Genomic DNA, 21,060 nt, shown 5'->3' with positions numbered 1-21,060 from the left:
GTCTGATCGTCAATTCTTCTTCAGGCGGTAGGTCTCGTGACAGCTGCTGCAGTCCTTTCCCAGAATGCCGAGCGCGGCGCCGACACCGGCCTGATCTGCCGGCAATTGGGCAAGGATCTTTTCTGCGTCACCGCCGAGCTTGGCGGCCTTTTCCTTGAAGTCCTCCATGTTCTCCCAGATTTTCGGACTTGCTTCGGTTTCCATTCCCGTTTCGGAGCCGGCCGGGAAGTGATTCGGGAAAACCTTCACCGTCTCGCTTATCGTCGCCAGAGATGCTTTGACGATCTCGGCGTCATAAGGCTTTTCACCCTTGGCGATGCCGCTGAGTTCGCCCGTGGCCTTTCCCACCTTTTTCATCAGCTGCTGACGCACCGCCTGCGGCTCGTCGGCCGCCGTCACGGCGGTCACGCCCAGGCCCGCCATGGCTGCGGCAAGCATAAGAGCTCGTATCTTCATCATGTTCTCCGGTCTGACCCGCTTCCGCGGCGTGGTGTTCAAGCGCCGGCATGATGGCATTTTGGGTTTTCTACGGAAGTAACTTTTTTTTGATGTGCTTGTCGATTCAGCACAATTCCCGACGCAATACCTGGCTGCGTGGCGACGCCTTCAGATATTCAAATATGATTACAGAACTCATCTTTATACTTGTTCGACGGCGTCTTAAACAGCCCCGCTCCAGCCATGCCATACCGTGAAGATGGCGATGACGACGAGGAGGAGACCGGCGAGCCGGCCGATGGTGACCGTGGCACCGGGGCTGCCCACGAGGAAATCACGCGCGCGGCCGGCGGCAAGTGCAAGCCCGCCATAGACCGCAAGCTGCGTCAGCGCGATCATCACGGCCATGACAGCCGCCTGGGACCACACCGGGCCGAACTGCGGCTTGAGGAACTGCGGGTAGACCGCAAGCATGAAGAGATAGGCCTTGGGATTCATCAGGCTCGTCAGGGCGCCCTGCCGAAAACTCGCCCAACGCGACAGCCGTGCCCCTCCTTCGACGCCGCTGATGGTGATGGAACTGCGCAGGAGCGAAAAACCGATCCAGGCGATATAGGCCGCGCCGGCAGCGAGCAGCAGGTTGAAGAGCTGGGGCACCAGATGCAGGACGACGCTGACGCCAAGGGCTGCATAAAGCGTGTGCAGCACGCCGCCTGCCACGATTCCGGCCGTTGCCGAAAGCCCGGAAGCGCGCCCGCCGGTCATCGCATTGGCGAGGACGAAAACCATGTCCATGCCGGGAACGATGATGATGCCGAAGAGCAGGGTGAAAAAGAGCCAGAGGTTTTCCGCATAGGTCATGTCAGTTGCTCACCCGATTTCCGTGCTATCCCAGGAGCGGATTGTTTAGTTTCAACCCGTTGGCGCGTGTTATATCTCTCTCCTACTGACAAGGTCGTGTCAGGAGTGAGCAGGTAGAGGCCGCTTCATGCGCAAGGCGTCGCGTCTTTTCGAAATCATCCAGATGCTGCGGCTCGCTCGTACACCGGTGACGGCGGCGCAAATCGCCGACGCCCTGGAGGTGACGCCCCGCTCTATCTACCGGGATATTGCCGCCCTGCAGGCGATGCGCGTGCCGATCGAGGGCGAGCGTGGCATCGGCTATATCCTGAGGCCCGGCTTTGACCTGCCGCCGCTGATGTTCTCGATCGAGGAGACGGAGGCGATCGTGCTGGCGCTTGCGCTTCTGGCTCGCACGGGCGACGAGGAGCTGAAGGCGGCGGCACGGCGCGTCAATCAGAAGATCACCGGCGCCGTGCCGGAACCGCTGCGCAAGGCCTTCCAGTCACAGGCGCTGCACGCCTGGGGCACGATCGCCTCGCCGCCGCCGGCGGTCGACTTGGCCATGATCCGGCGGACGATCCGTGACGAACAGAAGCTGGTGCTGGACTATCGCGACGAGCTCGGGCGCGCGACCGAGCGCACAGTACTACCGCTTGCGCTGATCTATTATTCCGAACACGCGATGATGGTCGCGTGGTGCGAATTGCGGCAGGATATCCGCAACTTCCGCGCCGACCGCGTTGAACACTGCGAACCCGCCGACGCCTATTTCCGCGGCGAAGGCAACCGGCTGAGGCAGATGTGGATTGCGGGATGGCAGGCGAATGCGGTTCGGCCGCTCGAGGCGGCGGACGGGTAGAAAACTGTGACGAGATGGCCGCTGAAAACCGCCCCTCAAAACGAAAGGCCCGGCGCAAGCGCCGGGCCGATTTCCCGCTGGTAGAAAGCAGTGCTTACTTTGCAGCCGCTTCGTACAGCTCGAGGACGTAATCCCAGTTGATGAGATTGTCGACGAAGGCTTCCAGGTATTTCGGACGCGCGTTGCGGTAGTCGATGTAATAGGAATGTTCCCACACATCGACGCCGAGAATCGGGGTTGCGCCGTGGACGAGCGGATTTTCGCCGTTCGGGGTCTTGGAGATTTCCAGCTTGCCATTCTTAACGGAAAGCCAGGCCCAGCCCGAGCCGAACTGACCTGCGCCGGCAGCAATGAAATCGGCGCGGAACTTGTCGTAGCCGCCAAGATCCGATTTGACCGCCGCATCGAGCTTGCCGGGCAGGCTGGTGCCGCCGCCGCCCTTCTTCATCCACTTCCAGAAGTGAACATGGTTGTAGTGCTGGCCGGCATTGTTGAACAACGGCTGGTTGGTGCCGTAGGATTTCTTGACGATATCTTCCAGCGAAAGATCGGAAAGACCGGCTTCCTCGGCGAGCTTGTTGCCGTTCGTCACGTAAGCGAGGTGGTGCTTGTCGTGATGGTATTCGAGCGTTTCGCGCGACATGTAAGGCGCAAGCGCATCGTAGTCATAGGGAAGGTTCGGCAATTCGAAAGCCATTGTGGCATCTCCTCTTGGCATGGATTTCGTCGGGGAAATCTGTCAGCGGAACATAGGCACCGCCTTGCAGGGAGGCAACCGATGCCGCGCCAAATTTTCGCTAACCCACGCAAAATACTTTCATTGCTTTCGTGACTTCCGTCTTCGCGCGCAAGCGCCTCGACGCGCCGCCTTGCGGTCCTATCTTACGTTATCGAGGGCATGTGCCCAACCGTGCCACAGGAGAAGACGATGGAATTTCACCAGGGACGGCTCATCGACCATGTGCATCTTCGCGTCGGGGACCTCAAGGCGAGCAAGCGGTTCTATCAGGCGGTGCTCGGCGCGCTTGGCCACCAGCCGACCTACGAGACCGACGAGTTCTTTGCGTTCGACGAGTTCTTCGTCGACGCGGCGGAGGATTACCGCACCCGCGTCCACCTCGCATTCCAGGCCTCGGGCGCCGATGCGGTGCAGCGGTTCTACGATGCCGGACTGGCCAATGGCGGCACCGACAATGGACCGCCCGGAGAGCGAAGCTACCATCCGGGCTATTATGCCGCGTTTCTCCTCGACCCGGACGGCAACAATGTCGAAGCGGTCTATCACGGACCGAACACGCGCTCGTCCGCCGATGTGGTCGTCCGTCCGCTTGAACCGTGACCTTCGAAGAGCGACTGGCGATGCCTCGCGCGTTCAGGGCGGCGGAGAAATAACGCCGGCTGAACTGAGAGCAGATCACTTCCCTCCGGTCGCGTGCGCCCAGTCCAGATAGAGATCGCGCGTCTTCGCCGCGACCGGACCGGCCTGCAATTCGCGCTGCTCGAGACGGGTGACAGGCAGCACCTTGGAATAGTTGCCCGAGGTGAAGATTTCGTCGGCCCCTTCGAAATCGGCCATGGTCAAGCTGGTTTCGATCACTTCGAGGCCTGCCTCCCCGAGAAGAGCCATGACGCGCGAGCGGGTGATGCCGGCGAGGAAGGTCCTGTTGGCGGCCGGCGTGAAGACGACGCCGTCCTTCACCATGAAGATATTCGAGGAGCCGGTCTCCGCGATGTTGCCGAGCATGTCGCGCACCAGCGCGTTGTCGAAGCCGCGCGAACGTGCCTCGTTGAGGATGCGGGCGTTGTTGGGATAGAGGCAGCCGGCCTTGGCATCGGTCGGCATGCATTCGAGCGTCGGCCGGCGGAAGGGAGAGAGCGTCAGCGACGAGCCGGCACGGCCATTGCCCATCGGCGCCTCGAAAAGGCAAAGCGCGAAGCGTGTCGATTCGGGATCCACCGCAACGACGCTCCAGGACCCGTGCTCGCCCCAATACATCGGCTTCACATAGATCGCCGTCTTGCCGTCGAACTTCTTCACGCCTTCCCAGGTCAGTCCCTCGATCTCCTCGGCCGACATCGTTGGCTTGAGACCCAGAGCCTCGGCGGAGCGGTTGACGCGCCGGCAATGGAGGCCGAGGTCCGGCGCGATGCCGTCGAACCAGCGGGCGCCGTCGAATACGGTCGAACCGAGCCACATCGCATGGGATGTCGGGCCGATCAGCGGCGGGTTGCCGGCAAGCCATTCGCCGTCGACAAAGGTCCAGGTGGTGGATCGTGGGGATGTATCGACGGCCATCGGCGCCTCCTTCTTTCTTCACGCACTTCCGCTCTAGCCGGAAAAAGCAGCATGAGGGTGAATGGGTACATCAAAAAATGTCATGGCGTCCATTCTGGAGCCCTCCCGGGCGACGTGTCAGAATGATGAAAACGCCCAAAGGAAGAGATCTCGATGAAAGCGATGTATTACGATGCCTTCGAGAAGATGCCGGAGATCCGGACGCTTCCCGATCCGGCGCCGACCGAGAACGGCGTCGTCATCAAGATCGAGGCGACCGGCCTTTGCCGCAGCGACTGGCACGGCTGGATGGGGCACGACCCGGACATTCGTCTTCCGCATGTGCCGGGCCACGAACTGGCAGGCACGATCGCGGCGACCGGGCGCGGGGTCCTCCGCTACAGGATCGGCGACCGGGTGACGGTACCCTTCGTTTCGGGTTGCGGCCGCTGCTTCGAATGCAGCTCCGGCAACAGCCAGGTCTGCGAAGCGCAGTTTCAACCGGGTTTCACCCACTGGGGCTCGTTTGCGGAATATGTAGCGATCGACTTTGCCGAGCAGAACCTCGTGCATCTGCCCGAGAACATGGATTTCGCAACGGCGGCGAGCCTCGGCTGCCGCTTCGCAACCTCTTTCCGTGCGGTCGTCGACCAGGCCCGCGTCAAGGGCGGCGAGTGGGTGGCTGTGCACGGCTGCGGCGGTGTCGGCCTCTCCGCAATCATGATCGCCGCCGCACTCGGCGCCAACCCCATCGCCATCGACATCTCGGAGGAGAAGCTCGCCTTCGCCCGGACGCTCGGGGCGGTCGCCACCATCGACGGCCGCGAGACGGAGGACGTCGCGGGAGCTGTCCGGGAACTCACCCGAGGTGGCGCCCACGTCTCGCTCGATGCGCTCGGCTCGCCCGTTACCTGCTTCAACTCGATCAAAAATCTGCGCCGCCGCGGCCGGCACGTCCAGGTCGGGCTTATGCTGGCGGAGCACGCGACGCCGCAGATTCCGATGGCGCAAGTGATCGGCCATGAGCTGGAGATCTATGGAAGCCACGGAATGCAGGCCTGGCGTTACGATGCGATGCTGGCAATGATCACCGCCGGGAAACTGAACCCGAAGCAGTTGATCGGCCGTGAGATATCGCTCGAAGAGGCGGCGCCGGCGCTGGCTGCGATGGACCGGGCGACAGACCTCGGCATCAGTGTCATCACGCGGTTCTGACCGGATTTCGGTTGCGTGCCGGCGCTGCTATTCTGCCGGCAACCCGAGGACGAAAATCAGGAGGCACGTCATGGCCCTTGCGGTTCAGGCTATCGAGAGCGCCTATTTTCGGCCCCTACTCGACGCGAATCCGGCGCATCCGAACGGCTGGCCGTTGCGCCTCATCGTGAGCTCGCAAACCGAGGCGCGGCACAATCGCGCGCTATGGGCGCCGACGCATCTCGTCTCCATCCGAGCGCCAGCGACGCGTCTGCTTTCGCTGATCGACCTGCCGCCGGAGCGGCATCTGGAACTCCGCTTCGGCGACACCATCGACCCGGATGCGCCGGATGCCGCGCGTCCGGCGGCCATCGAGGCGACATTTGACTTCATCGACAGCCTGCCCGGAGAGGCGCACCTGCTGGTTCACTGCCTCAGAGGCATCGGACGTTCGATAGCGCTGACCCTCGGCGTTCTGGCGCGCTATATGGGACCGGAGGAGGCTGCGGCAGCGCTTCACGCGCTGCGCCCGGAGGCGAAACCGAACCGGCACGTGCTCGGCCTTTGCGACGCGGCCCTCGGCCTCAAGGGCAAACTTGCGAAACAGGCGCTGCGTTTCCCGGCAAAGGTTTGGAAAGATTGAACGAAGGCGGGCGACGAAGACATTGTGCGGCGCACAAAGTTTTGACATGATGCGCGCAAAAGAATGCTGTGGCACAGCGTCTCCGACGCAGTGCCGCAAGCCCCTGCCCGGCGGCCGCTCGCGCAAACGGTGAAAACCTCCGGCGCGCCGACCGGACGGTGGATAGACGGGAGAACTCGATGTCTTACGCGGCCTATGTCTTCGACGCCTATGGCACGCTTTTCGACGTGCATGCGGCCGTACGCCGGCATGCCGATGCGATCGGGCCGGACGGCCAGGCCTTTTCGGAACTCTGGCGCGCCAAGCAGCTCGAATATTCCTGGGTGCGCTCGCTGATGGGCGCCTATGTCGACTTCTGGGAATTGACCGAGCAGTCGCTCGACTACGCCTTTCAGCGCTTCCCCTCAGCCGACCCCGGGCTTAAAAAGCCGCTTCTCGACGCCTACTGGGCGCTCGACTGTTATCCTGAAGTTCCCGCGGTCCTCAAGGGATTGAAGGAACGTGGCGCCCGCATCGCCATTCTTTCCAACGGTTCGCCGGCCATGTTGGCCTCGGCCGTCAAGAACGCCGCACTCGATATCATCATCGACGACGTTTTCTCGGTCGATGCCGTCAAGGCGTTCAAGACGGCACCGGCTGTCTACGACCTGGTGACGACGAGCTACCGGCTCTATCCGCAGGCGGTCTCGTTCCAGTCCTCGAACCGGTGGGATATCGCCGGCGCCACGAAATTCGGCTTTCGCACCGTCTGGATCAACCGGGCCGACGGGCCGGATGAATACAAGGACCATGGTCCTTCGCTGATCCTCCCCTCGCTCGAAAGCCTGCAATTCGGCGTATGAAGGAGCCCCGCCCATGGCCTGGTCTGCAGCGCAATATGCCAAGTTCGAGGACGAACGGACGCGTCCGGCGCGCGACCTGCTGGCGCAGGTACCCGATCTGCCCGCCGGTCCGGCCTTCGACCTCGGCTGCGGCCCGGGCAATTCGACCGAGTTGATCCTCGAACGATTTCCGGGCAGCCCGCTCACCGGCATCGACAGCGACGATGACATGCTTTCGGCCGCCCGCACCCGCCTGCCGGACCTTCGCTTCGAAAAAGGCGACCTCGCCGCCTGGGCGCCGCCGGCGGAAAGCGCGCTCTTCTTTGCCAATGCGGTCTTCCAGTGGCTGCCGGAGCATGTCACTCTTTTCGAGCGGCTCATACTGGCGCTTGCGCCCGGCGGAACGCTTGCCGTGCAGATGCCGGACAATCTCGATGAATCGTCCCATCTTCTGATGGAGGAAACGGCAGAGGAGGCCGCCTTCGCCCCGGCCTTCGCGGGCCGCACCATTCGGCGCAGGTCCCTGCCGTCACCGGCTACCTATGTCGAAAGGCTCACCTCGAAGGAGGTCCGCGTCGATGTCTGGCACACCGTCTACTATCACCAGCTCGCAAATGCGAACGCGATCGTCGAATGGGTGAAGGGCACGGGATTACGCCCCTATCTGGACGCGCTGCCCACCACCCAGCGGGCGGGCTATCTCGCCGCCTATGCCGAAAAGATCAGGAAGGCCTATCCGGCGATGAAAAACGGGCGCGTGCTCCTGCGTTTCCCGCGGCTTTTCATCGTGGCGACAAAAAATCGCTAGAGCGCGAGTGCGTGCGGGTTCTCGCCGCTCCGACAGGCGCGGCCCTGTTTTCCGGACAAGCTTGAAGGCGCGCCTTGCGCGGACAAGTATAAGGAGATCGCGCTTCGGCCCGCCGGGCGCTCGCAGTGAAGGAGTTCTCAATGCATGCAGTCAGTTCAAATGGCGCCAATATTCCCGCGCTCGGCTTCGGCACATTCCGTATGTCCGGAGCGGAGGTGCTTCGCATCCTGCCGCAGGCCCTGAAGCTCGGTTTCCGCCACGTGGACACCGCACAGATCTACGGCAACGAGGCGGAAGTCGGCGAGGCCATCCAGAAGTCCGGCATTGCACGGGCGGACATCTTCCTGACCACGAAGGTCTGGGTCGACAATTATCGCCACGACGCCTTCATCGCCTCGGTCGATGAGAGCCTGAGAAAGCTGAGAACCGACCATGTCGATCTGCTGCTTCTGCACTGGCCGGGGAGCGACGTGCCGATGGCCGAACGCATCGGCGCCCTGAACCAGGTGCGGAATGCCGGCAAAGTACGCCATATCGGCATCAGCAACTTCAACGCCGCGCAAATGGAAGAGGCGACGCGTCTCAGCGATGCGCCGATCGCCACGAACCAGGTCGAGTATCATCCTTATCTCGACCAGACGAAGGTCCTCCAGACGGCGCGGCGGCTCGGAATGTCACTCACGGCCTACTATGCCATGGCCAACGGCAAAGTGCCTGCCGACCCGCTGCTTGCGGAGATCGGCGGCCGCCACGGCAAGACGGCGGCGCAAGTGGCGCTGCGCTGGCTCGTGCAACAGCAGGACGTGATCGTGCTTTCGAAGACGGCGACGGAGGCGCGGCTCAAGGAGAATTTCGCGATATTCGACTTCGCGCTGACACGGGAGGAGATGGCGGCAGTCCGCGAGCTTGCCCGCCCGTCCGGGCGGATCGTCAATCCGCAGGGTCTTGCTCCCGAATGGGATGCGTGAGGTGAAGGCCTTTAGCGGCCCCCATGCCGCACCCCGGCCGTTACCTCCTCCGGCTGCCGGCCAGAGGGGGTAACGGCCTGCCTGCGCATCAGAGCAATCAGACGAACTGGCTGAGGCCCGGAACGGAGGCGACCACCTCGTCGACGACTTCCTCGCCCGCCTTCTCCTTGGCAAATGCGATCGTCTCTTTGGCGAGCGCCGTAATCTCCCCCATGCCAAGACCCTGGCTCATCAATTGCTGCCCCAGCGCCATGACGCCGCCGCCTCCGCCGATCGCCGACATCAGGCCGCCAAGAAGGCCGCCACCACCGCTGCCCTCGCCATTGTACTGGGCGACCAGTTCGGGCGCACCGGGGATCGCCTCGATCATCTGGGCGACCGGGCCTTCGGCTGCCTCACGCTGCAGGAAGCCGAGGATCATCCCCACTGCCTTTTCCGCCGTTGCGGTCTCAATTCCGACATTTTCCGCCACGCGCGTGACCAGTTCACTCATGGAAATCTCCTCGATCGAATTTTGACGTTAACGTCAAGGTAAATGAACGATGCCGGAATGACAAGAGCATCGAAACGCACGCCGAATACCATATTCCGCCACCTCGCAGCATCGTTTCACTGGGCTCGCCAGATAGCAATCCGGCCTTGTTCGCGCCCGCAATCATGTTGCCGGGAACAGACGCACCGCCTATAACAGATGCACGCTATGTTTCGATGACCGACTTTGTGCGACATGCGGGAAATGCCCGCTTTCATTGATAAAATTGACAAGACGGAGATGAAGCCCCCATGCTGCAGGAAGGCAAGATCTATATCGGAACCAGCCGCAAGCCGGACGATTCGATCAACAAAGGCGAATATCTGGAGCTGAAGTTCGGCAACCGCCACGGGCTGATCACCGGCGCCACTGGGACCGGCAAGACCGTGACGCTGCAGATCCTGGCCGAGGGTTTCTCGAATGCGGGCGTTCCGGTCTTCTGCGCGGACGTGAAGGGCGACCTGTCCGGTATCGGCGCCATGGGCGAGCCCAAGGACTTCCTGCTGAAGCGTGCCGAGCAGATCGGCCTCGAGCCTTACGATTTCCAGGAATTCCCGGTGATCTTCTGGGATCTCTACGGCGAGAAGGGCCACAGGGTCCGCACCACCATTTCCGAAATGGGCCCACTTCTTCTGTCGCGGCTGATGAATGCGACGGACGCGCAGGAAGGCGTGTTGAACATCGCCTTCAAGATCGCCGACGAGGGCGGCCTGCCGCTGCTCGACCTCAAGGACCTGCAGGCGCTGCTCAATTACATGGGCGAGAATGCGAGCGAGCTTTCCAATCGGTTCGGCTTCATCTCCAAGGCCTCCGTCGGCTCTATCCAGCGCGAACTCCTGATTCTGGAGCAGCAGGGTGCGGAGCATTTCTTCGGCGAGCCGGCGCTGAAGATCACCGACATCATGCGGACCACAAATGACGGGCGCGGCGCGATTTCGGTGCTTGCCGCCGACAAGCTGATGATGAACCCGCGTCTCTACGCGACCTTCCTGCTGTGGCTCTTGTCCGAGCTGTTCGAAGAACTGCCCGAAGTCGGCGATCCCGACAAGCCGAAGCTGGTGTTCTTCTTCGACGAGGCACATCTGCTCTTCAACGATGCGCCGAAGGTTCTCGTCGAGCGTGTCGAGCAGGTCGTCCGCCTGATCCGCTCTAAAGGCGTCGGCGTCTATTTCGTCACGCAGAACCCGCTGGACGTACCGGAGACGGTCCTCGCCCAGCTCGGCAACCGCGTCCAGCACGCGTTGCGCGCCTATTCCCCGCGCGAACAAAAGGCCGTCAAGACGGCTGCCGACACATTCCGCCCGAACCCCGACTTCAATTGTGCCGACGTGATCACGAATCTTGGCACCGGCGAGGCTCTGGTCTCGACGCTCGAGGGCAAGGGATCGCCGTCGATCGTCGAGAGAACCCTGGTCCGGCCGCCTTCGTCGCGCCTTGGCCCGCTCACGGATGCGGAGCGGCAGAAGGTGGTGGACGTGAGCCCGGTGCGCGGTCTCTACGACGAGGACTTCGACCGCGACTCGGCTTATGAGATGCTTGCCAAACGTGCAGCCAAGGCAGCGGAACAGGCGGAGGCTGCCCGGCAGGCAGAAGAAAAACCCGCCGAGGAGACTTCCGGCGGCAGCCGCTGGACCCTGCCCGGCTTCGGCGACGATGCGGCCGAAGCGCCTTCCGGCAAGCAGGCCCGGCCGCGATCCTCCGGCTATAAGCGGGAAACCATTATGGAAGCTGCGATGAAGTCGGTCGCGCGAACGGTTGCGACCCAGGTGGGGCGAGCCCTTGTGCGCGGAATACTCGGCAGTCTGAAGCGCTAGATCACGATAGTTGAGACGCGGGATGCGGGCGGAAAACTGCACATAGTTTTCCTCATCCCGCACTAGACAAGCCGGGGAGCATCGGCCATGGACGTCAAGGATTTCGAACGGCGCCGTTCTCAAGGACGGCGACAATGTCATCCTGATCAAGGATCTGAAGGTAAAGGGAACTTCCGCCACGCTGAAGCGTGGCACGTTGGTCAAGGGCATCCGCCTGACGGACGATCCGGACGAGGTCGAATGCCGGGTAGAAAAAATCAAGGGACTGGTGCTGCGTACCGAGTTTCTGAAGAAGGCGTGAGACCTCCCGATCGATCCCCGACACTTGCTTGCGGCGGAACTGCCGGGGCAGGCCGAAGCCCGGGGTTACGGGCTTCGGCTATCTGCAACGGTCCTATCAGGCCACCGTCAGCTTAACGTCGACATTGCCCCTGGTCGCATGGCTGTAAGGGCAAACGATATGCGCCTTCTGGACGAGGTCTTCCAGGACCGCCTTTTCCACGCCGGGAGACGAGATTTCCAGCGCCGCGTCGATAAAGAAGCCTGTCCCGTCGTCGCGGGGTCCGATGCCGACCGTGCCCGTCACCGTCGTGTCTTCCGCAAGCTTTACCTTCTCCTTGCCGGCGACGAATTTCAGTGCACCGAGGAAGCAGGCGGAATAGCCGGCGGCAAAGAGTTGCTCGGGATTGGTGCCGCGCGCGCCGTCGCCTCCGAGTTCCTTCGGAACGGTCAGCGTCACGTCGAGAACGCCGTCCTTGCTCTTGGCCTGGCCGGCGCGGCCGCCGGTCGCGGACGCGGTAGTGCGGTAGAGGATGGGCATGACAGTCTCCTTCCTTGTGGTTGCCGAATTTATATATCGCAAGATTAAATAGCGCGCAAATTAATTTTGCAAATTGCTTTGCCGGCGTGAATTTGCGACAATGACATCATGACGAGGAAAGCGGCAAAATTCGACGCAGATTCCGATGAGGTGCTGGCGCTCGGCCGCCAGCTCTGTTTCGCCGTCTACTCGGCGGCGCATGCCTTCAATCGCGCCTACAAGCCGTTGCTCGACCGCTTCGGGCTGACCTATCCGCAATATCTCGTGCTGCTCACGCTCTGGCAGCAGGACCGCATGACGGTGAAACGAATCGGCGAAGAACTGGGCCTCGATTCAGGCACCCTTTCGCCTCTGCTCAAACGGCTGGAAGCAGGCGGATATGTCCGCCGCGTACGCGATGCGGCGGACGAGCGGCAGGTGATCGTCAGCCTGACGGATGGCGGCCGGGAGCTGAAGGCCGAAGCCTTCGGAATTCTGCGCGACATCGGCAGTGCATCAGGCTGCAGCCTGGAGGAGGTCGGCGAATTGCGCGACGCGCTGCACAGGCTGACGCAGCGGCTGGCCGGGAGTCGACACGAAAGCTGACAAGAGCACCTGCGGGAAAAGTGTGTACGGCTCTCCGTCCGGAAGTTCGCAGTTAACGCTTTCGCTGGTCATCAAAACGCAGAAAGAAGCGATTTTCGCTTCCGAAACGAACGGCCCCTTCGTTACGCTCCCGGAAAGGCCGTCAGATGACGAGGATCGGCGTCTTGTTGCGCACGCGATCGTAAAGATCGATCACGTCCTGATTGACCATGCGGACGCAACCGGAAGAGACCGCCTTGCCGATCGATTGCCATTCGGGCGTCCCGTGGACGCGATAGAGCGTATCCTGGCCGTTCTGAAAGATGTAGAGAGCGCGCGAGCCGAGCGGATTGTCGAGTCCCGGCGGCATGCCGCCATTATCGGCAGAATATTTCGCCAGTACCGGCTGACGGGCGATCATTTCGTTCGGCGGCGTCCACTTCGGCCATTTCTGCTTCCACTGGATCAGACCGCGGCCCGACCAGGCGAAGCCTTCGCGGCCTAACCCGACGCCATAGCGCATCGCCCGCCCGCCCGGCTGGACGAGGTACAGATAGCGGTCGGCCGTATCGACGACGATCGTGCCCGGGGCCTCACCGAAGGGATCGCCGACCTCCTGGCGATAGAAGCGCGGATCGATCTGTCTGAAGGGCACCTCCGGGATGAGAAAGCCGCCATCCTCCCGCGCCGCATAGATCTCCGCGTAATAGGCATCCTGCGGCGGCAGGCCGATCGGCCCCTCGCCGACCGGTCCCTCGAATATCCCGCCCGGCGGCCCGTTCCAGCGGCTTTCGAGCGCAGGATTGCGGTAGACCGGCATCGTCTGCTCGCGGAAGCGGTTCGTATTCATCGAAGAGGTGCAACCCGCAAGTCCGGCGGAGGCGATTGCCAAGCCGGATGTGCGGAGAAACTGACGTCGGGACAAAGCTGGCAGTGATGACATCTAACTCTAACGGGGTTGTGCTGCACGGAAAGAGTCCAGGTGCTCCATTCCGAGGGCCGGATCAAGGTGCTTCGAAAGTGAATCGTTGCGAAGCCGTCTCGAATGGTTATCGGCAAGTCGGAATGGGACGCAAGCGGAAACCGCTCCCTGTGGCACCAGATTGCATTTACGGCCGCTCGCGAACATCACGGCCGCTGGAAGAAAGCAGCGCTTCGAAATCCTCACCCGACAAGGGCTGGCTGAAGAAGTAGCCCTGGATCTCGTCGCAGCCGCTTTCTTTGAGAAACTCGACTTGGGCCTTTGTCTCGACACCCTCGGCAATGACGCGCAGGCCGAGCTTCTGTGCAAGCGAGATGATCGCGGACGTAATCGCCATGTCGTCGGCATCGTCCGGAATGTCCGTCACGAAGGACCGGTCGATCTTCAGCCGGCGCACCGGGAAGCGCTTGAGCGCGCTGAGGCTCGAATAGCCTGTCCCGAAATCGTCGATCGCTAGGTGCACGCCGATCGCCTCCAGCGCATGCATCGTGGCGATCGCCCCCGGCACGTCCTGCATGATCAGACTTTCGGTGAGCTCGAGTTCGAGGTAACGGGCCTCGAGGCCGGTCTCCTCCAAAACCGCCGCCACACGCGCCGCCCAGTTGCGCTCGCGGAACTGCCGCGCGGAAACGTTGACGCTGACGATCAGCGGCGGCAGACCGGCGTCCTGCCAGGCCTTCAACTGGCGGCAGGCGGCGCGCAGGACCCAGTCTCCAATCGGCACGATCAGACCGGTTTCCTCGGCGAGCGGAATGAATGCCGCAGGCGAGATGGTGCCGCGCATCGGGTGCTGCCAGCGCAACAGCGCCTCCGCAGCGAAGATGCGGCCGGTTTCGAGGCTCATCTGCGGTTGGAAATGCAGCAGGAACTCCTCCCGCGCAAGCGCCTCGCGAAGCTCTTCTTGCGACTGGAGTTTTTCATGGGCTCTGGCGGCCATCGCCTCGGTGAAGACCTGGATGTTGTTGCGGCCGAGCTCCTTGGCGCGATACATGGCCATGTCGGCATTGGCGAGAAGTTCGCCCGCCGTCGTGCCCTGGTTGGGGAAGCAGGCCACGCCCATGCTGCAGTTCACCTGCAGGGAGCGGCCCTGCAACTGCACCGGCATGGCGATTGCAGCGCGGATATCCTCCAGCCGCGACAACACGACGTCGCGCTCCTTCGGCAGGCCGTTCAGGAGGATGATGAACTCGTCGCCGCCGACGCGCACGACGGAATCGGACCTGCGCACGGCACCCCGCATGCGCCCGGCTACGACCTTCAGGAGCTCATCACCTGTGGCGTGCCCAAGGCTGTCATTGATCAGTTTGAAATCGTCGAGGTCGAGAAAGGCGAGCACGGCCCATTGATCCCGCTCGCGGATCTCCTCGAGCATGCCGGCGACCTGCTCCTCGAAAAGCACGCGGTTCGGCAGCCCCGTCAAGGCGTCGTGATGGGCCATGAAACCGATGCGGTCCTCCGCCCGCTTGCGCTCGATCGCTATTCCGGCGAGATGAGCGGCCATGGCAATCAGTTCCTGCTGCTGCTCGCTCGGCGCTCCAACCTCCTGCGCATAGAGCGCGAATGTTCCGAGCACATTGCGCTCGCGCGACAGGATGGGCGTGGACCAGCAGGAGCGGAGGCCGGAAGGCCTCAGGAGAGGCGCGTATTCCTCCCAGAGCGGGTCGGCGAAGACGTCGGAAACGATCACCTGTTCGCCGCACCAGGCAGCCGTTCCGCAGGAGCCGGCCGCAGGGCCGATCTCGACGCCATGGATGGCGGCGCAATAATCCGCGTCGAGGCTGGGGGCAGCGCCGTGCAGGAGATGCCCGCCATCCTCTGAAAGGAGCAGGATGGAGGCCTTAATCCCGGGCAGCAGCGCTTCGATCAGCAGCACCAGCTCGTGGAAGAACTCACCAAGGGGCCTGCCCTTGGCGATCATTTCCAGCAACCGGGCCTGACCTTCGAGCAGGCGCTCCGCGGCCTTGCGATCGCTGATATCGCGCGAGATGCCGACGATACCGATGATCCCGCCGCTCTTGCTGCGCAAGGGCACTTTCGAGGTCATCAGCCAGCGATCGCGGCCCTTGGTCACGATGGCGCGTTCCTCGATGCCGAAGATCGGTTCGCCGGTTTCCAACACGCGTCGCTCAGTATCGGCGACGGCCTGGGCGAATTCGTGCGGGTGCAGATCGAAATCGGTCTTGCCGACGAGGTCCCGCAGGCTTTCAAGGCCGTTGTCGGCGACCGTCGCCTCGTTGGCGATCAGGAAGCGCCCCGCCGTATCCTTCGCATAGATATAATCGGGAACGTGGTTGATCATCGCTTCGAGCCAGTAGTGGCGGTCGGCCATGTCGGGTTCGGGCGGAAAAAGACGCGCGACCTCGTCGGCAAGGCGGCTGCCGGCATCGATCAGCCGACGCGTCTGCGCATTGTCGTCCGCGTTCAGGTCGGCATATCGGATGCTGCGGGACGTTTTTCTTGCCAAGCGAAACCTCCGAAGGAGCGGCGCTCGCGCAGATTTAGCGAAAAGAGGTTATCCTTCCCTAAACTCCACAGCGAAATATCGTCTAAAGGTTGCGCAGAGCCACTTCGCATCAAAAGAATTCATGCGACCTATCATTGCCGGCGGCTTCTGCCGAGGACGGCGATGGCCTACAGCATGACCATGCAGGAGTTACAGCGACCTTTGCTCGTCGGTCCGACGCGCGCGCTGCAAGGAGCTGAACGTACAATCGGAGGACGGCGGGAAATGCTGACGATCTATGGAGTTTACCGTTCGCGCGCGTCGCGCAACTATTGGATGGCGGGGGAACTCGGCCTGCCCTTTCGATCGGCGCCGGTTGTCCAGGCGCGCCGGGTCGCCGATCCGCTGGCCGCGGATGCCCCCCTGAATACGAAGTCGCCGGGCTTCCTCGCCATAAACCCGATGGGCCTCATACCCGCGATCGAGGATGACGGGTTGGTGCTGACCGAGTTGCTCGCCAACAATCTTTATCTCGCCCGCAAACACGGCGGACCACTGGCACCGGCCGATATCCGGGAGGAAGGGCAGATCGGTAACTGGACGATGTGGGCGGCGACCGAGGTCGAGCCGCATGCGGTGAAGATCGTTCTCGCCTATGACAACGGGATCAAGGACACGCCGGAAGGGCGGGCGGAGATCGCGGCCTGCGCCCGCTCCCTTGAAAAAGCCTTTTCCGTACTCGAAACGCACCTCGCCGATCGTGACTACGTTGTGGGTGACCGCTTTACCGTCGCGGACCTTAATCTCGCGGAGGTTTTCCGCTACACGATGAGCCAGACGGACCTTTTCGAAAAGCACCGCCAGGTCAAGGCCTGGCTGGCGCGCTGCCAATCCCGCCCCGCCTTCAAGGCGATGATGGAGGAACGGCTGAAGGAACCGGAATAAGGCACCTGGCTGGGTGAGCGAAGGCTCTTCTCATCCCGTCATCGCCGCGAGCTGCCGCATTCCGTCCTCGACTTCCTCGCGCACCCAGCGCTTGAAGGCGGCAGCGCCCTTGCTTTCGCGGCGTGAGACGGAGGTGACGAAGTAGTGCCCGAAGCCGGTCTTGGCGCGAATGCCGAACGGCGCCACGAGAGACCCCCTCAGCAGCGCGTATCCGGCAAGCGTCTGCCAGGCAAGCATCACCCCCTGCCCGGCAATCGCCGCATCGAGCGCCAGGGAAGCGTCGTTGAAGGTGTGGCGCACCGTCATGGCCGCACCGGTGAGGCCGGCGGTCTTGAGCCATAGTTCCCAGGAAAACATTGCGTGCGCATCGATCACCGCGGGCAGTTTCAGTATGTCCGCGGGCTCACGAAGTCCGGCGGCCAGTGCCGGCGAGCAGACCGGGAAGACCTCCTGCTCGAGCAGCAGTTCCGATCGCACGCCCGGCCAGCGTCCAGCCCCGACGCGGATGCCGAGATCGACATCGGAGGTCTCCAGATTGGCGAGCGTCGTGGTCGCGTCGATCCTCAGCCGGATATCCGGATTACGCTCGGCGAAGCGGTCCAGCCGGTAGACGAGCCAGCGCGCCGCAAAGACCGGCGCGACCGACACCGTCAATACCGAATCGTCACGACGGCGTGCCTGCGCGACTGCCTCGGCGAGCTCCCTGAACGCGCTCGACAATCGCGTCAGCAGCGCGCGTCCGCTATCCGAAACCACAAGCCCCCGCGGCGAGCGCTCGAAAAGCGTACGACCGAGTTGCGCCTCGGTCTTTGCAATCTGCTGGCTGACTGCGCCGGCGGTGACGCCGAGCTCCTCCGCCGCAGCGGCGAGCGAGCCCAGGCGGCCGACCGCTTCGGCCGCGCGCAGTCCGTTCAGGTGAACCTTGTTCAGGTCTTTCATATAGTTTTTCTAAACCGCTGCCGTCGCAATCTCAATTGCAAACTTCGACAAAGAGGTGGATTCTCCTTCAACAGGTTAAAGGGTTGGGCGGCCGGCGTGACCGGCCGCGCTACTCCAATCCGAGCTGAACGGTGACGACATGCTGAAGGTTTTCTCAATACTGAAGCGCCCCGGGGCCTCGTCCGACAGTGTTCGAGGACTCGCCTCCGACTGGACGCGCGACCCTCTCCAGCATCCGGATCTCTTCCGTATGGGTGAACGCGAACTCGCGGATCTGCCGTTCCCCGGATGGCCTTGGCCGCGCACTGGGGCGGAGAACCTCTGCAACTGAGGGCGACCAACGCCCGTTTCAACGCTTCGGCTCTGCCGATCCCGGCCGATTGCCGTTACGACTGCACTTCGGCCAGAACCTTGGCGACGGCCGGACGCTCGGCCATCCGGTTGCGATGGTCGAGGATCCGCGGAAACCGGGCCGGATCGACACCGTCCGACTCGAGCCAGCCGGCGATGGTGAAGAGATAGGGATCGGCGACCGAATAGGCGTCACCCCTGACAAAGGGGCCGACGAACATCGTGCGCTCGATCAGCGCGAAGCAGTCGGCCATGTTCTGCGGCACCTTGGCCTTCATCGCCTCCTGCGCCGCAGGGTCGTCTGCCCACCGTGCGGCCCGGCGCGCATGGGCATGAGCGACGTGAACCGTCGAGCAGAGATAGCTCAGAAACGACTGCAGCCGCGCGAACTCGAAAGGATCGTCAAGCGGCGCAAGCCGCGCCTTCGGGAAGCTTTGGGCGATATAGGCGAGAATGGCCGGCGTCTCCGTCAGGATACCGCGGTCGGTCACGAGGGCGGGCACCCGCCCCTTGGGGTTGATGGTGAGGTAGTCCGGCTTGGTCTGCTCGGCTTTGGAAAAATCGACCCGATGCACTTCATAGCCGGCACCGGCTTCCTCTAGCGCGATGTGCGAGGCAAGCGAGCAGGTTCCAGGCGTATAAAACAGTTTCAGCATCGTTCTTCCTCCCAAATTGCGCGGCTGACGGCGGCGCCGAAGCACAGAAGATCGAATCGCCGCGATTGACAAGTCCTGAGCGAGATCGCGTCAGGCGGCAAAGGCTTCCGTCACCCGCACGTCGCCGACGTGCATTCCGTTCCAGTTGCGCATCGCGTGATTGGCCTGAGCCATCAACGCCTCATGGATTTCGTCATCGTCCGAAAAGAAGCGCGCAAGCGTCGCGGCGACCATCGCCTCGGCGGCCCGGGTCGTGCCGTCCTCGCATTTCAGCGCGATGCCGATACCCTTTTCCGGTATCGCCGCACAGAATACGCCCTCGGCGCCGGTCTTCGCAAAAATGCGGCCGGGTGCCGTCTTCATCAGCCGCGTGCAAGCGCGCTTGGTGCCGGCGACGTAGAAGGGTTCGGCCATGCAGGCGTCGATCAGACGCTTCGAGGCCCGCGCCCGCTCCGTCCCGAGACCGACTCCGCTCGCCATCCTGGCAAAGCCGTGAGCAAGTCCTTTCATCGAGAGCGCGTAGGTGGGGATCGAGCAGCCGTCGACGCCGCAATTGTCGCGATCAAGAATCGCTCCGGTCAGCTCCGCCATGACGCCGCGGATTTCCTGCTGGATCGGGTGGTCATAGCCGATATAGCCTTCGACCTCGGTCCCGGAATGGCAGCAGGCGCAGACGAAGCCCGCATGCTTGCCCGAGCAGTTGTTGTGAAGCGCGCTCGGCGCTTCGAGTGAGCGGGCCTGGGCGATCAGCGTCTTCTGGTCGGAGGACCAATGGGCGCCGCACTCAAGCGCCTGGACGTCCCGCCCCGCAGCCGCCAGCATTTTGGCGGCGAGCGCCACATGTTCCGGCTCCCCCGAATGCGACGAGCAGGCCAGCGCCAACTCCCGATCGCCGAAACCGTAGGCGTCGGCGGCACCGCTTTCGATCAGCGGCAGCGCCTGCATTGCCTTGCAGGCGGAGCGCGGAAAGATATGAGCATCCGTTTGGCCAAGGGAAAACAGCATCTTTCCGTCGCCATCGACGGCGACGATCATGCCCCGATGGCGGCTTTCGACCAGATTTCCGCGCGTTACTTCGACCAGAACCGGATTCGACATCGGCTGCCCTCAATTTTCCAAGTTTCGGATATGCATCTATCAGGAATCCCACGGCAGAAAAGTCACCGCAGATGAAATTCCTCCGCAAGCTCTTTCTCGTTTTCGCCGTCGTCTACCTGCTTCCGGCGCTCGCCTCGGCGGGCCTGTGGTACCTCAAGGAGCGGCCGCAGAGCTGGCACGACGCGGACTGGTCGTCGTCGGGTATTCTGGCGGATGCGGCTGCGAGCCCGCAGGCGGCGATATACGTCTTCTCGGCGACCACTGGAGGCATGAAGGGCGCGGTGGCAAGCCACGCCTGGATCGTCACCAAAGACGAAGGGGCGCCTACCTATAACCGTTATGAGAAGGTCGGCTGGGGCAAGCCGATCCGCAAGAACGCCTATGCGGCCGACGGACGCTGGTATTCCAACGAGCCGCGCATCGTCGTGGCAGTCAGCGGCGAGGAAGCCAAGCGCCTGATCCCCAAGATCGAAACGGCGATCGAGGCTTATCCCTATTCTTCGCCGGGCGCCTATCGAATCTGGCCCGGGCCCAACTCCAACACTTTCGTCGCCCATGTCTTGCGATCGGTGCCGGAGCTCGACGTCGTGCTGCCGCCGGATGCGGTCGGGCGCGACTATCTGCCGGAGGGGAAACTGTTCCATGTCGATGCCGACGGTCGCGACCTGCATGCGACGCTTTACGGCCTCGCCGGCGTCTCGGCCGGCTGGCGCAGCGGGCTGGAACTGCACTTCATGGGACTGGTGGCGGGCTTCGACGTCGCGCGGCCCGGCATCAAGATTCCGGCACTCGGCCGCTTCGGAATCTGAGGGGATGGCACGCTGGCGGAAAACCGCAAACATTTTTCCTCATCCCGCTCCATAGGAAAAGGGCCGCCCTGCGGCGGCCCTTCCATGAGCTTTGGCCTCACAATGGCCGGGTGCTGAGACCCTAAGGAAGGCGGCTATCAAGCCGAGGGCTGCCTCGACTCCTTCACCTCTCCCATGTCCATTACGAGGTCCGAAATCTCATTAGACATTGGATCACCTTCCTTTCTGTTCGTTGACGTTGACCCCAACGTAAGCGAT

The 21,060-nt window shown here is 62.7% G+C and carries 22 protein-coding genes and 1 pseudogene; 12 read left to right on the top strand and 11 right to left on the bottom strand.

Translation table 11 applies throughout. The features are described from left to right. Window positions 1-9: 9 nt before the first annotated feature. Together AC5J09_RS17030 and AC5J09_RS17025 are read right to left on the bottom strand one after the other, a co-directional pair. A complete protein-coding gene (locus tag AC5J09_RS17030) occupies window positions 10-456 on the bottom strand; it encodes a c-type cytochrome (protein WP_494298068.1) in 447 nt (148 codons plus the stop codon). Window positions 457-660: 204 nt separating this feature from the next. After that, window positions 661-1,299, bottom strand: coding sequence for a LysE family translocator (locus AC5J09_RS17025; RefSeq protein ID WP_494298067.1), 639 nt, complete (start codon window positions 1,297-1,299; stop codon window positions 661-663). Window positions 1,300-1,426: 127 nt separating this feature from the next. On the opposite strand from AC5J09_RS17025, the gene AC5J09_RS17020 reads away from it, so the two are divergent. Further along, complete coding sequence (locus AC5J09_RS17020) at window positions 1,427-2,140, top strand: helix-turn-helix transcriptional regulator (protein WP_275596592.1); 714 nt, start codon at window positions 1,427-1,429, stop codon at window positions 2,138-2,140. A 94-nt stretch (window positions 2,141-2,234) separates the two neighbouring features. Here the strand turns inward: AC5J09_RS17020 and AC5J09_RS17015 are convergent, their stop codons facing one another. Further along, entirely contained in the window at window positions 2,235-2,837 is a 603-nt protein-coding gene (locus AC5J09_RS17015; RefSeq protein ID WP_018094513.1) for a superoxide dismutase, read from the bottom strand. Between the two features lie 231 nt (window positions 2,838-3,068). Between AC5J09_RS17015 and AC5J09_RS17010 the strand changes: the two genes are divergently transcribed. After that, window positions 3,069-3,479 carry a VOC family protein gene (locus tag AC5J09_RS17010; protein ID WP_494298066.1) on the top strand — a complete coding sequence of 137 codons (411 nt, stop codon included), beginning with the start codon at window positions 3,069-3,071 and terminating at the stop codon, window positions 3,477-3,479. A gap of 75 nt (window positions 3,480-3,554) precedes the next feature. Here the strand turns inward: AC5J09_RS17010 and AC5J09_RS17005 are convergent, their stop codons facing one another. Beyond that, complete coding sequence (locus AC5J09_RS17005; protein WP_494298065.1) at window positions 3,555-4,436, bottom strand: branched-chain amino acid aminotransferase; 882 nt, start codon at window positions 4,434-4,436, stop codon at window positions 3,555-3,557. 153 nt (window positions 4,437-4,589) lie between these two features. Between AC5J09_RS17005 and AC5J09_RS17000 the strand changes: the two genes are divergently transcribed. The 5 genes from AC5J09_RS17000 to AC5J09_RS16980 all read left to right on the top strand — a co-directional run bounded on the left by AC5J09_RS17000 (window position 4,590) and on the right by AC5J09_RS16980 (window position 8,849). Then, entirely contained in the window at window positions 4,590-5,630 is a 1,041-nt protein-coding gene (locus tag AC5J09_RS17000) for a zinc-dependent alcohol dehydrogenase family protein (RefSeq protein ID WP_018094510.1), read from the top strand. Window positions 5,631-5,700: 70 nt separating this feature from the next. Then, window positions 5,701-6,252, top strand: a complete 552-nt coding sequence (locus AC5J09_RS16995; protein WP_494298064.1) for a phosphatase — start codon at window positions 5,701-5,703, stop codon at window positions 6,250-6,252. A gap of 179 nt (window positions 6,253-6,431) precedes the next feature. After that, window positions 6,432-7,094, top strand: a complete 663-nt coding sequence (locus tag AC5J09_RS16990; protein WP_100674536.1) for a haloacid dehalogenase type II — start codon at window positions 6,432-6,434, stop codon at window positions 7,092-7,094. Window positions 7,095-7,107: 13 nt separating this feature from the next. Beyond that, entirely contained in the window at window positions 7,108-7,881 is a 774-nt protein-coding gene (gene tam / locus AC5J09_RS16985) for a trans-aconitate 2-methyltransferase (RefSeq protein ID WP_338278570.1), read from the top strand. A 140-nt stretch (window positions 7,882-8,021) separates the two neighbouring features. Then, complete coding sequence (locus tag AC5J09_RS16980; protein ID WP_494298063.1) at window positions 8,022-8,849, top strand: aldo/keto reductase; 828 nt, start codon at window positions 8,022-8,024, stop codon at window positions 8,847-8,849. Between the two features lie 97 nt (window positions 8,850-8,946). Here AC5J09_RS16980 and AC5J09_RS16975 read toward each other — a convergent pair whose 3' ends face one another. Next, complete coding sequence (locus AC5J09_RS16975; RefSeq protein WP_018094505.1) at window positions 8,947-9,342, bottom strand: DUF2780 domain-containing protein; 396 nt, start codon at window positions 9,340-9,342, stop codon at window positions 8,947-8,949. 290 nt (window positions 9,343-9,632) lie between these two features. Between AC5J09_RS16975 and AC5J09_RS16970 the strand changes: the two genes are divergently transcribed. Further along, the gene (locus AC5J09_RS16970) at window positions 9,633-11,195 is read left to right on the top strand and encodes a helicase HerA-like C-terminal domain-containing protein (RefSeq protein ID WP_100674540.1); all 1,563 of its coding nucleotides are present in this window, start codon (window positions 9,633-9,635) and stop codon (window positions 11,193-11,195) included. Window positions 11,196-11,282: 87 nt separating this feature from the next. Then, window positions 11,283-11,496 (top strand): annotated as a pseudogene (locus AC5J09_RS16965) (alkylphosphonate utilization protein). A 96-nt stretch (window positions 11,497-11,592) separates the two neighbouring features. Here AC5J09_RS16965 and AC5J09_RS16960 read toward each other — a convergent pair. Continuing rightward, window positions 11,593-12,015 carry an organic hydroperoxide resistance protein gene (locus AC5J09_RS16960; RefSeq protein WP_010968954.1) on the bottom strand — a complete coding sequence of 141 codons (423 nt, stop codon included), beginning with the start codon at window positions 12,013-12,015 and terminating at the stop codon, window positions 11,593-11,595. A 108-nt stretch (window positions 12,016-12,123) separates the two neighbouring features. On the opposite strand from AC5J09_RS16960, the gene AC5J09_RS16955 reads away from it, so the two are divergent. Continuing rightward, on the top strand, window positions 12,124-12,600 hold the full coding sequence (locus AC5J09_RS16955; RefSeq protein ID WP_100674541.1) for a MarR family winged helix-turn-helix transcriptional regulator: 477 nt from the start codon (window positions 12,124-12,126) through the stop codon (window positions 12,598-12,600). Window positions 12,601-12,742: 142 nt separating this feature from the next. Here the strand turns inward: AC5J09_RS16955 and AC5J09_RS16950 are convergent, their stop codons facing one another. After that, entirely contained in the window at window positions 12,743-13,522 is a 780-nt protein-coding gene (locus tag AC5J09_RS16950) for a L,D-transpeptidase family protein (RefSeq protein WP_494298062.1), read from the bottom strand. Between the two features lie 166 nt (window positions 13,523-13,688). Beyond that, the gene (locus tag AC5J09_RS16945) at window positions 13,689-16,025 is read right to left on the bottom strand and encodes a putative bifunctional diguanylate cyclase/phosphodiesterase (protein ID WP_494298061.1); all 2,337 of its coding nucleotides are present in this window, start codon (window positions 16,023-16,025) and stop codon (window positions 13,689-13,691) included. A gap of 264 nt (window positions 16,026-16,289) precedes the next feature. Here AC5J09_RS16945 and AC5J09_RS16940 point away from each other — a divergent pair, with 264 nt between their 5' ends. After that, complete coding sequence (locus AC5J09_RS16940) at window positions 16,290-16,949, top strand: glutathione S-transferase family protein (protein WP_494298060.1); 660 nt, start codon at window positions 16,290-16,292, stop codon at window positions 16,947-16,949. Between the two features lie 30 nt (window positions 16,950-16,979). Here the strand turns inward: AC5J09_RS16940 and AC5J09_RS16935 are convergent, their stop codons facing one another. The 3 genes from AC5J09_RS16935 to AC5J09_RS16925 form a co-directional block, all read right to left on the bottom strand. Further along, a complete protein-coding gene (locus AC5J09_RS16935; protein ID WP_440853140.1) occupies window positions 16,980-17,888 on the bottom strand; it encodes a LysR substrate-binding domain-containing protein in 909 nt (302 codons plus the stop codon). Between the two features lie 386 nt (window positions 17,889-18,274). Continuing rightward, window positions 18,275-18,895: a glutathione S-transferase family protein gene (locus AC5J09_RS16930; protein WP_003536681.1), complete on the bottom strand. Its 621-nt coding sequence runs from the start codon at window positions 18,893-18,895 to the stop codon at window positions 18,275-18,277. A gap of 90 nt (window positions 18,896-18,985) precedes the next feature. Next, window positions 18,986-19,993 (bottom strand): asparaginase, encoded by a 1,008-nt coding sequence (locus AC5J09_RS16925; protein ID WP_494298059.1) that lies wholly within the window; start codon window positions 19,991-19,993, stop codon window positions 18,986-18,988. Between the two features lie 71 nt (window positions 19,994-20,064). Between AC5J09_RS16925 and AC5J09_RS16920 the strand changes: the two genes are divergently transcribed. After that, window positions 20,065-20,802, top strand: a complete 738-nt coding sequence (locus AC5J09_RS16920) for a DUF3750 domain-containing protein (protein WP_100674550.1) — start codon at window positions 20,065-20,067, stop codon at window positions 20,800-20,802. The last annotated feature ends 258 nt before the right edge of the window (window positions 20,803-21,060 follow it).

It is taken from the genome of Sinorhizobium sp., from assembly GCF_059070375.1.
Note: the sequence above shows the minus strand (reverse complement) of the source record. Positions and strands in the feature narration are given on the sequence as shown.